Below are 14,621 nucleotides of genomic sequence, written 5' to 3'. Positions count from 1 at the left end.
TATTAATCTCGTGGTGCTTGATGCGGTCTACGCGCTTCACCAATTAACGCTCTACGATCTTTAACCACAGCAAGCGGAGTACCTAGACGCTCAACAACTCCAACCATCTTACCCTGTAACACTTGATCGCAATTCATATTGGTACTAGAAATAAAGAAATCTGCGGCCACCCAGTCTTCTGTCACTTTAAATCTTTCGTCTAAATATGCTTGTCCTTGAAAAGCCTCGGCGCAAACTGCGACTAAATATGGATTAACTTTATTCTTCGATATTGGCTGAGCATTAACATGTCGCTTCAAAATCTTCGTCGCATCAATCAAACTGCTGGACCAATAATCACCTTCCCAATCGTGTTGTGCATCCTTAAAATCTACCCCTGCAAAATGATTGTAGTACAAGTATTGATAAGGGTGCAGAGCGACTAGTGCATAAATGGTATTAATGCTCAATAAAACACATATGGTTGCAAAAAATACACGCCATTTCAGATAGCCAGCTAGAACATCAGTCATTTTAGATAAACCAACACCAGCTACAATTGCTAAAGTAGGAATCACAAAAGTAAAATGCCTTACCCCATTATAAAGTGCAGGACGATCTAAAATCACAAAAATCAAAGGCGTAAATAAAGCGATAGCAATTGTAATTTCAGGTAATTGATTGACCAACTTCAACTGTTTAAATCTCATCGCTAAAATTAAGACAATGCTCAGCAAGCCGAGCAGAAAAACCTCAGGCAATCTAATTCCCATATATTGAAACAAGTAAGTACGTGGTACGTCACCAATACTAACAAACTCGCCATTCACTATAGTGTTCATATTAAAGGCGAAGTGAGAGAAAGACTTTACAGCAATTAAAATGTGATCAGCCCCCATCACAGACCATGGCCAGAAAATAGCCATTAAGCAAAAAGCCACAGCCCCTGCAGGTATTAAGCTTAAAAAACACTGCCAATAAAAATTCAATTGCTGTTTCAAATCTTTAGTATTTAATAAGCCTGCTACAAAAACCATTAAAAGCAAATAAATAACGGCAAATGCACCGCCAATCCTCAAGCCCAACGCCATCCCCACAGCAACACCAAGCTTCAAGCTCAAGACGTAAGGAATACGAGGTAATTGTTTAGACATCAGCAACGTGTAATACAGCGCCCACACCATACAAGATGCAAAAGACACATCCTTGGTATGCGTAAACATCGCACCAGTCCAAGCGCCTGTAATGGTCAGTAAAAATGCAGCTAGAAAAGCAGCACGTAACCCAGCAAGTTCATTGGTGATTTTATAAACAGCCACGATTCCAGCCAAACCAAACAAGGCTGAAAGCAAATGGCGAATATCCCATACCCAAAGTGGTAGAATTTTTTCTAGAATGGCGGCTATTAAATCAAATAGTCCGCCGTACAAATATAGATTTTTGTAAGTAAAAGCGGCCTGATCTGCAAAACCCGTGCTATAAAAATTGAGCAATAATTGCCCATAGACATGTTGCACTTGCTCGTCATTGCTAATCCCGTACTGCTTAAACGTGACCAGAATAAAAACAGCCAATAATGAAAATAGGGCTAAAGCTAATCTTTGGAGTAATATTGGTGTCATTGTTATTGGTTTGTGAGTAATCAGCTGCCAAGCTCTTTACATAAAATGCGTTAATAAAATACGTTCAAACCAATCTATTGCACTATTTAAGCGAAAATTGTTAAGCAAAGATTGCAAGTTAAAGCGCTGAATAGCAAGTGACCACAACACCAATAAGCCAGATTTGATCATGGTGCCCCCGACACGAATCGAACGTGTGACCCTCCCCTTAGGAGGGGGATGCTCTATCCACTGAGCTACGGGGGCAAATATTTAGTGCAGCATTATAAAGCCTAGATGTGCTAAATAAAACATTACGTGATTAAATGTAATAATGTCATACGTTTGTTATGACTGAAAAAACAAATAATGTCTACATTCTGGTAGATTTATACATTATCGAACAAAATCAAACGAGAGTTATTGTATGTTAATTAAAGTTTTATTCTATGTAGCGATCATAATCGTTGCATTTTTAGGCTACCGCCATTTTTCATCTATGCACCCGAGTCTGAATATTGGTGAAAATGCCCCTGATTTCAAATTAAAAGACACTAAAAGTCGCGAACATACTCTATCTGATTATAAAGGGAAATATGTAGTACTCTATTTTTACCCTAAAAATGATACGCCAGGCTGCACCAAAGAGGCTTGTCACTTTAGAGATGATTTATCTAAATTAGAACAATTGAATGCTAAGGTGATTGGAGTTAGCGTTGATTCAGAAGCCTCTCATCAGAAGTTTTCCGAGAAATATCATCTACCATTCACTTTACTCGCTGATACTGATGGTAATGTAGCAAATGCTTACCACGCGCTTACCAATCTAATCTTCACTAAAATAGCAAAACGCTACACATTTTTGATTGATCCAGATTCCAAAATAATCAAAATCTATAACAACGTGGATGTTTCAAATCACTCTCAACAAATCATTGATGACTTAAAAAGCATAGAAGTGTCAGCAAATTAATTAACATTTGTAATTGCAGTCGCAGGTAATTTGAGGTTAGCTTTAGAGGTGTTAATAGAGAGAATAAAACTCCCTAACATGCCAAGATATTAGTATAAACTGAACTGCTCTCAATCTGATCTAACAACTCACTTGTAAAAGAGAGTTTACAGAGCTTGATATGGGCGTCTAATCCGTAATCAAACTAAAGTAGAAGGTAACGATTAACAAGCATCCATTAATAGTGGCAAGACGTTTTTAACGGATGCTTATTTTTAGTGTTAGTTACTAGAACCCTAAACTATCTAATAAATCATCAACTTGCTCTTGGCTAGCAACAACATCCACAGCATCAGGGTCAATTTGTGGTCCATTCAATAGCGATAAACTATTACCAGCTTCTGCTTTGTTTGCTTCCGAGTCTTTCTTAGGAATTGCTGGTGAAAAGTCAATTAACAACTGTACCAACTGCTTTTCCAAATCTTGGGCTAAGCCAGTGATTTTTTTAATTACCTGTCCAGTCAAATCCTGAAAGTCCTGCGCCATCATGATATCCATCAATAAGGCTTTGGTTTCAGCTGTATTTTTTCCTGCCATTGTTAAATAAGTTAGCGTCTCATTTGCAGCCAAATTATATTCGCTCTTTAACGATGGTTCACTCATTACGGTTTTCCAGCGCTCTTGCAGTATGGTTGCACCAGACGCAAGCTCTTCTTGTAACGGAATTGCTACGTCAGTTGCATTTAAAACACGCTCCGCAGCCTGCTCCGTCATACGTGCTACATAAGCCAAACGATCACGTGCATCTGGAATATCTTGCGCAACTTGCTCTAATATCTTGTCTAAGCCTAACCCACTTAAACTATCATGCAAGGTTCTCGTTACGTGGCCTACACGGTTAAGAATTTCATCACTTGATGACATCCCAACTGAAGAATCAACGTTGACAGCTTGTTGGTGTGTGCCTTCGCTGGTCATAATTAAGCTCCCGCTTTCTCAAGCTTCTCAAATATTTTTGACAGCTTTTCATCAAGCGTCGCAGCTGTAAAAGGCTTTACTACGTAACCATTGGCGCCAGCCTGCGCTGCCGCAATAATATTTTCCTTTTTCGCTTCAGCGGTTACCATCAGTACAGGGAGTTTAGATAATTCAGCATCTGCACGAATATTTTGCAGCAAGGTTAAGCCATCCATATTAGGCATATTCCAATCTGATACAACAAACTCAAAACCACCGCCTTTCAGTTTGCTCAATGCTGCAACACCATCCTCAGCTTCATCCACATTGGTATAGCCTAGCTCTTTAAGCAAGTTGCGAACAATTCTACGCATCGTAGAAAAATCATCCACAACAAGAAATTTAGTATTTGTATTTGCCATGCTCCACTCCATTAACATTAACTACTCATTGTGTTCCAAGTTTAAAGTATTCCAAATTTAAACCTACATATTAACAAAATGAATAAATTCTATAATTTTTTATATATTGTACTGTCTTATTTTGAAACCTGCTCTATTAACTAGAAGACTCAGGCTCAGGTCTACAAAAACATAGTTAGACGTCAGTAATCTGCAAAGCTTTAAACACGTAGTGCTCTGGTGTTATTTGCTACTAGATGATTAAGTACTAATTTTGGCAAGTCATTTAGATGTGCCACCTCATCAACCCCACCATGGACTACTGCCTCTTTGGGCATGCCATACACAACACAACTTTCCTCATTCTGAGCAAAGTTATATGAACCTGCTTTCTTCATTTGAGCCATGCCTACTGCACCATCTTTACCCATTCCCGTCAAAATTACACCAATAGCATTTTTACCTGCATGTAATGCGGCTGAATCAAACAACACATCTACTGAAGGCTTGTGACGATTGACAGGAGGTGCATCACTCAACTCTGTTACATAATTTGCACCACTTCTTGCTAACAACAAATGCTTATCACCTGGCGCAATATAAGCATGCCCAGGTAAAATACGTTCACCGCCTTCAGCTTCTTTAACGGATATTTGACATAAAGAGTTTAGTCTATTTGCAAAAGATTTTGTAAAGCCTGCCGGCATATGCTGAGTTATCAATATACCAGGACAATCTGAGGGCATTTGTAGCAAAAATGACTTAATTGCTTCAGTGCCACCTGTAGAGGCACCAACAATCAATAATTTTTCACTACTAATCAATGGATTACGTAATTGAGCTGGGCGATTTTCAGAGTTTGCCGCAACTGCATGGCGACTAGGTGACGAAACTTTAGCTTGAGACGCAGCCCGAATTTTATCCGTAATTTGCTCAGTGTACTCAAGCATCCCCTCTGTGATTGACATTTTCGGTTTAGTCACAAAATCTGTTGCGCCTAACTCTAATGCGCGCATAGTGATTTCTGATCCTTTTTCTGTCAGTGTTGACACCATAACTACAGGCATTGGGCGTAAACGCATCAGTTTTTCTAAGAAGTCTAATCCATCCATCTTAGGCATTTCAACATCAAGCGTTAGCACATCTGGATTTAATTGCTTAATCATCTCACGTGCAATCAATGGATCTGGTGCAGCGCCTACAACCATCATGTCTTTTTGGTCGTTAATAATCTCAGTAAGTAAACTACGAATCAGTGCTGAATCGTCAATAACAAGTACTTTAATTTTCATTTGCTTACTCTCGCGTCTTGTTGCTTATTCAATTTAATAGTTAAAACAAATCAATTGCACCACCGACATCCGTCGTTTTAAGCTTGCTCGCGTAAATTTCTTCACGTTTAAACAATGTGTCATTATGCATTTGTTTGAGTTTTTTCACTAAAACACGGCCTGTTTTAGGAAAGTAATACACTTTTCTTGGATATATATCTAACAAATCCTCACCTATAATGCGAATTCCCTCTGCACTCAAGTATTTTCTTACAAAAATAGCGTTACGATCACCAACGTTGGTCGTAGTAAAGCTTTTTAAAACGTTACCTCCACCAAATATTTTCGCTTCTAAATTTTCACGTCGCGCTCCATTGCGCAACAGTTGATTAATTAAAACCTCCATGGCATAGGTACCGTATCGCATAGACTCCGAAATCGGACTATCTTTATCTGCAGCAGCACTATCAGGCAACATAAAGTGGTTCATACCACCTATGCCTGTTTTACTATCTCGTATACATGCCGACACACACGACCCCAGTACTGTCACAATGACCATATCTTTATCAGTAAAATAATACTCACCAGGCGCTATCTTAGCTGCCTCACAATCAAAGGTTCTATCAAAATATAAAGTCGTTGAAACTTCCTCTTCCAACATACTCATGATGATCTCTCTTTAACCGCATTATTTGTGCGTTTTATATGATTATTATCACCTAGGGTATAAACCGTCTTACCTCGTAAATTAAAAGCATCTGACACATAAAGGAAGTTTTCTGAGTGACCGGCAAATAGCAATGCATGAGACTTCATTAACGGCACAAATCGGCTCAATATCTTTGACTGTGTAGGTTTATCAAAATAAATCATTACATTTCTACAAAATATTGCATCAAATGGCTCTTGCAATGCCCAGTTCTCTTCTAACAGATTAAGCTGTCTAAAAGTAATCATCTCTTTCAGCTCTTTTCTAACCGCAACAGAACCCTCATTAGGCCCTGAGCCTTTTAAAAAAAAGCGCTTGCGTCTTGCATCCGAAAGTTTACTGACTCGTTCATAAGGATAAACTCCACGTGACGCAGTTATCAATACATTGGTATCAATATCAGTAGCGATAATTTCGACTGGAGGATTTAAACTCCCAAAAGCTTCACACGCTGTCATTGCAATTGTGTATGGCTCTTCTCCAGTAGATGCTGCGGAACACCATATACGGATAGGTTTTTTTAATGAATGCAGATGATCTGCAAGGATAGGAAAGTGATGCTCTTCACGAAAAAAAGACGTTAAATTTGTTGTAAGCGCATTAGTAAACGCCTCCCATTCGGCAGGATCGTTTTTGTTTTCTAGGTTATCTAGATACTGTTTAAAAGATGTAGCACCTAAAACACGAAGTCTTCTGCCAATACGGCTATATACCATATCAGACTTAGCTTCTGATAGTGAGATACCAGCATGACGGTAGATTAAGTGACGTACTCTAGCAAAATCTTGAGCAGTAAAATTAAACTCTCGCCCCTCATCATGCTGCTCTTTTTTAAACATTAAATATTCACCACGTAATTATTGTAAGTCACTTACTGTACCAGTTTGGTACTAAGCACTTTAGCAATATGCTTTGGGCACTCTTCATTTTATTATTTTTAATTATGTTGCTATTAACTACTTACTTAAACTTTTTATTACTTATGGGCAATATCAACATACTGAATATATCTATAAGAAACTTAACCACTTTAAATTAGTGATTAATTTCACGATAAATCTATTATTCTATCTAATTACTTGTGCAATATGACAAGGTAGCAATGCAAGATGCAAATATCGACAAACTAATTAAAACTGGCTTTACCCGACACTTTCATCTTAAAACATTGCTCCATATCACATCTATTACTACTACGCCTTATCTGTTGATCTTCTGTTGCCTTCTTTTGCAGCAAAAGGATGTGCAGATTCTTTATAAACTTTCAACAAATCAGCAGCTTTTGGCTCACGTGCAATCGCGCTTTTAATCGCTTGTTTAGTAGCACGGTAGTTCCAATCTTGGATACGGTCATCCATATCTGCAGTTTGGTCAATAAACACGCCTACAGAAATAAATACATCATCAGCTTCTTCAACCGGAATTGTGCCATCAGCTACACAATCCATTACAGCCATCGCAACACCGCGTTGTGCTGGGCCAAACATTTGTAGTGATTGTTTAGTGTTTTTCAAAGTCACTTTGTTAAACATTACTGTGTTTGGTTTTACCATCATATTAGGAGCAACAATAGCTAACAAGCCATTTACACCCTCTTTTTGATCCGTTAGTGTACGACAAAATGCATCTTCTGCAGCGCTACCACGTGGGCCCATGATAAGGTCAATGTGAGCTACATTTTTAAGATCTAAACCACTACCATCTGGACGATCTTCAATTACTAATGCCTCACCAATTAATACACGATCAATAACAGCCATTTCAGTCTCCTAGAACTTCTAAATAAATTTCAAAATTAACTTCTTTGTTACACTTAGCAGTCGAGTGTAGCGTTACTGCCAATTATTACTTACATATGGTGGATAACGCTACACTCACCACCTTACCTAATCTTTCAAAGTTAGCTGTTTGCCAACGATTACCCTCTATTGTAAACCATTAGGCACACCGATGAATAAAATCACTTTTTAAAACTCTTCCCAATCGCTATCATCCGCGCTAGTTTTCACACTCACTTTAGCAGGGGTTGGTCTAGCGATATTCGTAACCCTACTCGCAACTATTTTTGGCGCATTACGCGATGCTTTACTTTCATTATGCGTCCCTAACTGGAACACACTAATAGCATTCATTAGCTCATCTGCTTGCTCCATCATCGATTCCGCCGCTGCCGCCGCTTCTTCTACTAAGGCTGTATTTTGCTGTGTGACATCATCCATCTTCATAATGGCTTCGTTCACTTGCTCAATACCAGCACTTTGCTCTTGTGAAGCTGCTGAGATTTCTCCAATAATGTCTGATACGCGTTTGACTGAGCTGACGATCTCTTGCATCGTTTCACCAGCCATTTCGACTTGTTTGGTGCCTTCTGCTGTTTTGTTGACTGAGTTTGTGATCAGTTCTTTAATTTCTTTGGCAGCTGAGGCTGAGCGTTGTGCTAGGTTACGCACTTCTCCTGCCACCACTGCAAAGCCGCGACCTTGCTCACCTGCTCTTGCCGCTTCAACTGCTGCGTTCAACGCTAAGATATTGGTTTGGAAAGCAATGCCGTCAATCACGCTAATGATGTCTTCAATTTTCTTGGCGCTTTCGTTAATTTGAGCCATGGTGCTGACGACTGCTGACACGGCTACACCGCCTTTGACAGCAACGCCTGAAGCGGCTGTTGCTAGTTGGTTGGCTTGTTTAGCATTGTCGGCATTTTGCTTCACGGTAGAGGATAACTCTTCCATGCTGGCGGCTGTTTTTTCGAGTGAGGCTGCCTGCTCTTCGGTACGTCGTGACAAATCAGCATTACCTTGTGCAATCTCTCGTGCTGCCGTGTTTATCGTTTCTACTGATTGCTGAACTGTCACAATCGGTGCAACAATCATTTCTAGTGTTTCATTCATGCCATTCACAATCTTACGATAGTCACCTTGGTGCCTACCAGCATCTGCACGTACAGTAACTCGGCCATCATGGGCTGCGTCCGCTAGCAATTGGGCATCTTCGTTCAGGGTTTTTAAATTAGTACGTACTTGTTCAATCGCTTCGTTCACAAATACTTTTTTGCCTGGGAATTGCTCCAGTGGTGCATCAAAGTCACCTTCACCAAAGGCTTTAACACAAGCAAGGGCTTTTTCTGTTAATTCAAGCTGTCCTGCAACAATCGCATTGACCGCCATCGCTAGCTCAGAAAATCCACCTTTGAACAAGTGCGCATGCAGATTCATATCAATATTGCCTTGTGCATGTTCATTCGTCACCCATTTTACTGAATCTACTATCCCTTTTAGCTTACCCTCTAAACGCTCAATGCTTTTGTTGATTTCTTCTTTCTTACCTGGATACTGTTTCACTTGCGCATTAAAGTCACCATCACCCAAAGCACGCATTATCTGAATCATCTCAGACTTCTCTTGCAAATGTGAACCTACCATCGCATTTACACCTTGAGACATTTGCAGGTAAGCACCTTTAAATTTGGAGGTATCTATCACTACATCAGTTTCACCTAAATCATGCTGCACAGACATATGCTGCATTTCAGCGATGAAGGTCTTGATATTACTTCTTACCTGCTCAATTGTAGTATTAATTGAAGATTTTTTACCAGGAAATGGTTTTAATGGCGCATCAAAATTTCCTTGACCGAACTCTTTAATCACTGCCATTGATTGATTGCTAATCTCTACATTAGAAGAAACTAATGCATTAATACGCTCTGCCATTTGCTTATAAGCACCTTGAAATTTGCTTACATGTAACAACGCGTCTGTATCACCCTTATCTTGTGCAATTGCCATATCTACAATTTCTACAGACAACGTTTTCAGCGTATCAGACATTGACTGCATTTGCAGGAGCATTGTGCCAATTTCATCTTTTGAACTTGCATCAATTTGTACATCCATGTTGCCATTTTTGATATTCTCAGCCACATCGGTAGCAACAGCGATTCGACGAGTAATATTTCTTGTAATAAGTGTCGCAAAAGTAATACCAATTAGTAACGCAACCGCAAATAATAAGAACATTGTTTGTTGAAAGTTTTTAGCAGAACTTCTTACTTCAACGGTAACTTCTTTATTTTTTGACTCTTCTAAATCAATTAATTGATTAATTCTAGCTAACCACTCAACGAACAATGGTCTAGCCTCGCTCATTAAGATTAATTTAGCGCCTTCTTCATCACCCACTTGCTTGCGAGAAATAACTTCTTTAATGAGCGGGAGTGTTTTAGCTTCAGTTTCTTTAATACTAGCAAGTATCGCACGCTCATCATCAGAAACCTCCGTACCACTAGCAAACATTTCATCTAATGGCTTAGCTGAATCAACATAGTTTTGAGATAAGCGATCAATATCAGATAGCACCGTGCTTAAAACAGCCTCATCTTGCACTAATGTCACATCACGTAATGAAATTGCACGATCATGAACACTGCCTCGAAAGTTAATTGCATAACGCTGCTTAACGCTGTTCACATCACTGATTTCTGTCAAATTACTATTAATAGAATTAACTTTATTAACACCAATCATGATCAATAAGGCCATTAATACTAATATAGCGATAAAGCCAAACCAGAGTTTAGTTGCAACATGCATATTCTTAAACATAAAACTTCCTCTATAAAACTTGCAAAATATTTTTACCAGTGAATCTTTTAAACACAACTACATTTTTAAAACCTTCCCAATCGCCATCATCCACGCTAGTTTTTACACTCACTTTAACAGGGATAGTGAAGCGATATTAATACATTACTAGAGTACCTAAGACACATTACGTGATGTAAGCGTACCTAACTGGAATACACTAACTGCGTTCATTAACTCGTCGGCCTGATCCATTAGAGACTCTGCAGCTGCAGCCGCTTCTTCTACTAGTGCTGTATTTTGCTGTGTCACATCGTCCATCTTCATGATGGCTTCATTTACCTGCTCTATACCAACACTTTGTTCTTGTGATGCAGCAGATATTTCAGCAATTATATCTGTTACTCGCTTAACTGATGTAACAATTTCATGCATTGTATTACCAGCTTTTTCTACCTGCACTGTCCCGACATTTGTATTAGTAACTGACTCAGTGATAAGCATCTTAATCTCTTTGGCAGCAGAGGCTGAGCGTTGTGCCAAGTTACGCACTTCACCTGCTACAACGGCAAATCCGCGGCCTTGCTCTCCTGCTCTTGCTGCCTCAACCGCTGCATTTAACGCTAAAATATTAGTTTGAAAAGCAATGCCATCAATCACACTAATAATGTCTTCAATTTTCTTAGCACTTTCGTTAATATTAGCCATAGTCGTGACTACTTCAGAAACAACCACCCCACCTCTAACCGCTACATCAGAGGCTGCTGTAGCAAGCTGATTGGCTTGTTTGGCATTGTCGGCATTTTGCTTCACTGTTGAAGAAAGCTCTTCCATGCTTGCCGCTGTTTTTTCTAGTGAGGCGGCTTGATCTTCTGTTCGACGTGATAGATCAGAATTACCTTGTGCAATTTCTTTTGCAGCTGTATTAATGGTCTCAATCGACATTTTAACAGTGGCTATTGGGCCAACAATCATCTCAAGTGTATTATTTACACCCTCAACAATTTTTCGAAAATCTCCAGAATGTTGGTCCGCATCAGCTCTCACTGACACATTACCTTCCCCAGCCGCATCAGAAAGCATTTTGGTATCTGCAACTAAAGCGCTGATAGCAGAAAAGCAAGTATTCAAGTTATCTTTAATTTTATTAAAATCACCGTTATAGTGATTTGTAATTGGCTGAGGAATGTCACCACGGGCAATATCCTCTACGCTATTAGCGGCCATATTTAAAGGCTCAATAATTGCATCAAGCGTAGCGTTAAGCCCTTCGATTACTTTACGATACTCCCCTAGATGTTTAGATGCATCTGCACGTGCATTTAAGTCCCCAGCTCCAGCAGCCTTTGCTAGTAAATTTCCATCTGCAACTAATGCCTTAATCGCTAATCCACAAGCATTAAGATTGCTTTTAATGATATTAAAATCACCACTGTAGTCATTTGTAATCTCTGCAGGAATCACTCCTTTTGAAAGATTATCTACATAACTTGCTGCCATATTCAGAGGCCCAATGACTGCCTCTAAGAGTTTATTCATACCAATACTGATATCCTTAAGAAAGCCATCGGGGTACTGTGTTGCGTTGATTCTATTTGTAAGATCACCTGCAACCGTCTGCTCGATTAAACGCGCAATACTTTGTTCAGCGATCAACTCTTCTGTTCGATCATCCCATTGAATCATGCGTCCAAGATAATGACCGTCTGCATTATGTACAGGGTTAAAAGTAAGTCTTAAATGTCGTCCAGCCATTGTAGTCTCAAGTACCTTACTTCCTTTAAGCTCCTCAACATAAGATGCACGATCCACTTCATTCTCAATATATTTGCCTAAAGTGCCTCCAATCATTTTCTCTACTGAAAAATTAGGATGTAATTTCACAATATTTGCACTCATTTTTTCCCAAAGTGCAAATCCAGCTTTGTTCATGTAAATTAGCTTATTGATTTCATTTCCGACAGTAACTGGAATAGATGCATTGTCCAATGCAGATTTGATGCGATCTACTCCTGCTAAGGTATCTGTATAGTCAAAGTCTATACGTGTTTTTAATGCTCTGTACGCATCCATTACATCCGTCATTTCATCTCGATGGCCTGTCCTCAATACTGAATCATGATCTTCACCTTGCGCACTTGCCATTAAGTAATCAACTGCCATACGAATACGTGGCATGATGGCACAGTAGAGTTGCCGACCTAGGAAACCTGTTATTAATAGACCAAACAAGATAAAAAAAATATTCAAATTACGTTTAAAATCATAATTCTCCTGCGCCAAACTAAACTCTTTAGCAGCAATATCCAGTTGCAATGAGGTCAGTTCGCTAATTTTTTCAGATAGTGGTTCAATAGATGGATACAACTCATTGATAGTAAAAGCAGCAATCAATGCCTCATCTTGGGTGCTTATAATTTCTTTTAACTTAGCTGTGGCTTGATTGGCTTGCACAATGAGTGGTTTAGCTTCTGAGATAAGCCTTACCTCCTCATCAACTAAATAAGTTTGTGTATATGCCTGCCAATTTTTATCAACTGCGTTAATTGCATCATCTACATTTTGCTGCGCTTGCTTCCAACTAATATTGCCATTCCTTAGCTTATGAGAGGTATCAACAATATTAACTGCATACATATCGGCAACAACTTTTAGTTGCTGAAGGGGCACTACTCGGTCGTTGTAAACTGTTGACAACCGATCATTACTGTATTGAATACCATACAAACCATTAATGCCCAAACCCAAGCAAGTAAAGGCTACAGCAAGAAAAATAGAAATAATTCTCGATTTTAGCGAGAAATTACGTCTAAAGTTATTAACTTTGGTCATCAGGCCTTCTAACCAACTATGATGCTCTTTTAGGTAACTGTGATAGTTAAGCGCCCCCTTAATTTGTTCAGGAGAAGCTTTTTTACGCACTGAAATAAAACCAGACAAGACACCACTTTCTTTTACAGGAGAAACAACAGCCTCCACCCAGTAGTAATCGCCATTTTTACAACGATTTTTAACGATTCCTATCCATGGCTTACCAGATTTAACTGTACTCCATAAGTCTTGAAATGCCTCTGGTGGCATATCTGGATGACGAACAATATTATGACTTTGTCCAATTAATTCATCCTCAGCAAAACCACTAATTTCAACAAAATCCCTGTTAACAAACGTGATTCTTCCTTTCAAATCTGTTTTAGAAACGATTTGATGGGTGCTATTAAGCGCTAATTCATGCTGTGTCACTGGCATGTTGATTTTCATGGCTTTACTCTTTCTCGCACTTTAGGCAAATTAAATAATGCTAAAAGTGTTATTAACTTACTAAATACGCATCTAATTTCAATTTGTACGAGTGCTTTAAAACTCCGCCCAATCGTCATCAGGTTTACTGCTTATTGCCTTAGATGGCGCTGTCAAGCGTGCTTGCACAGCAGTCTCAATCGCGTCAATCGCATTGATTGTTCGTTTTGAAGTCTTTGAGAACTCACCACCAAGTAGTTGCTTAGCTTCTGTTTGCCTTTGGTCATGCACGCAACGTACTATATGCCCGACGCTCTCGTGAAACTCAGCATGTGCAGTTTTAAGTTCTTTATATTCAGGTGTGTGCGCATGCTTTTGTGCTCTACCATATATCCAACTACCTAATGGACATTGATCATCACGGCAAACTTTTTCTACCTCCAAATGCTCTTTTGAACGGCCTGCAATATAATCAACCAAACGAGTTTTCCATTTTATATGTGCATGCTTTGCCTCATCGAATGAAAAATCATGGGTTAGCTTAGGAGCTGATGTCGTGCCTACAATACGCGAAGGCTGTGCAATTGTTCTTAAGTTTGGTCTGGTTTGTACACTTGACCCACTACTACTCAACTTAAAAGCACTGACGGTATCCATCAACCCTACTGCTTGATCAACTAGTGATTCGGCAGCCGCTGCGGCTTCTTCAACTAGGGCGGCATTTTGTTGCGTCACTTCGTCCATGCTGGTGATTGCATTATTCACTTGGTCGATACCAGCACTTTGTTCAACTGAGGCTGCTGCAATTTCACCCATGATGTCGGTGACGCGTTGAACCGAAGTCACGATTTCTTGCATGGTGGCGCCAGCGTTTTCTACTTGTTTGGTGCCTTCTGCGGTTTTGTTGACTGAGTCAGTAATCAGT

Annotated in this window: 11 protein-coding genes and 1 tRNA gene; 1 reads left to right on the top strand and 11 read right to left on the bottom strand. The window is 39.4% G+C overall.

The window, feature by feature from the left end; genetic code table 11:
* Window positions 1-2 precede the first annotated feature (2 nt).
* Window positions 3-1,601 (bottom strand): glycosyltransferase family 39 protein, encoded by a 1,599-nt coding sequence (locus Q7U33_RS03060; protein ID WP_304858114.1) that lies wholly within the window; start codon window positions 1,599-1,601, stop codon window positions 3-5.
* 170 nt (window positions 1,602-1,771) lie between these two features.
* A tRNA-Arg gene (locus Q7U33_RS03055) sits at window positions 1,772-1,847 on the bottom strand.
* Between the two features lie 160 nt (window positions 1,848-2,007).
* Between Q7U33_RS03055 and Q7U33_RS03050 the strand changes: the two genes are divergently transcribed.
* A complete protein-coding gene (locus tag Q7U33_RS03050; protein WP_304858113.1) occupies window positions 2,008-2,553 on the top strand; it encodes a peroxiredoxin in 546 nt (181 codons plus the stop codon).
* A 267-nt stretch (window positions 2,554-2,820) separates the two neighbouring features.
* Here the strand turns inward: Q7U33_RS03050 and cheZ are convergent, their stop codons facing one another.
* The 9 genes from cheZ to Q7U33_RS03005 all read right to left on the bottom strand — a co-directional run.
* Window positions 2,821-3,510 (bottom strand): protein phosphatase CheZ, encoded by a 690-nt coding sequence (cheZ, locus tag Q7U33_RS03045; RefSeq protein ID WP_304858112.1) that lies wholly within the window; start codon window positions 3,508-3,510, stop codon window positions 2,821-2,823.
* Between the two features lie 2 nt (window positions 3,511-3,512).
* Complete coding sequence (gene cheY / locus Q7U33_RS03040; protein WP_015832190.1) at window positions 3,513-3,911, bottom strand: chemotaxis response regulator CheY; 399 nt, start codon at window positions 3,909-3,911, stop codon at window positions 3,513-3,515.
* Between the two features lie 200 nt (window positions 3,912-4,111).
* Window positions 4,112-5,182, bottom strand: coding sequence for a chemotaxis response regulator protein-glutamate methylesterase (locus Q7U33_RS03035; RefSeq protein WP_304858111.1), 1,071 nt, complete (start codon window positions 5,180-5,182; stop codon window positions 4,112-4,114).
* A 40-nt stretch (window positions 5,183-5,222) separates the two neighbouring features.
* On the bottom strand, window positions 5,223-5,831 hold the full coding sequence (gene cheD / locus Q7U33_RS03030) for a chemoreceptor glutamine deamidase CheD (protein WP_304858110.1): 609 nt from the start codon (window positions 5,829-5,831) through the stop codon (window positions 5,223-5,225).
* Window positions 5,828-6,712, bottom strand: a complete 885-nt coding sequence (locus Q7U33_RS03025) for a CheR family methyltransferase (RefSeq protein ID WP_304858109.1) — start codon at window positions 6,710-6,712, stop codon at window positions 5,828-5,830. Before Q7U33_RS03025 ends, cheD begins: the two co-directional genes overlap by 4 nt.
* Window positions 6,713-7,066: 354 nt before the next feature.
* Complete coding sequence (gene fae, locus Q7U33_RS03020; RefSeq protein ID WP_304858108.1) at window positions 7,067-7,633, bottom strand: formaldehyde-activating enzyme; 567 nt, start codon at window positions 7,631-7,633, stop codon at window positions 7,067-7,069.
* A 207-nt stretch (window positions 7,634-7,840) separates the two neighbouring features.
* Entirely contained in the window at window positions 7,841-10,477 is a 2,637-nt protein-coding gene (locus tag Q7U33_RS03015) for a methyl-accepting chemotaxis protein (RefSeq protein WP_304858107.1), read from the bottom strand.
* A 156-nt stretch (window positions 10,478-10,633) separates the two neighbouring features.
* Window positions 10,634-13,717 (bottom strand): methyl-accepting chemotaxis protein, encoded by a 3,084-nt coding sequence (locus Q7U33_RS03010; RefSeq protein WP_304858106.1) that lies wholly within the window; start codon window positions 13,715-13,717, stop codon window positions 10,634-10,636.
* Between the two features lie 96 nt (window positions 13,718-13,813).
* Window positions 13,814-14,621, bottom strand: an 808-nt coding sequence (locus Q7U33_RS03005) for a CZB domain-containing protein (protein ID WP_304858105.1), incomplete at its 5' end; no start/stop codon positions are given.

The organism is Methylotenera sp., assembly GCF_030653755.1.
Lineage (GTDB): Bacteria > Pseudomonadota > Gammaproteobacteria > Burkholderiales > Methylophilaceae > Methylotenera.
The sequence above is the reverse complement of the archived record's forward strand: the minus strand, read 5'-3'. Positions and strand labels throughout refer to the sequence as shown.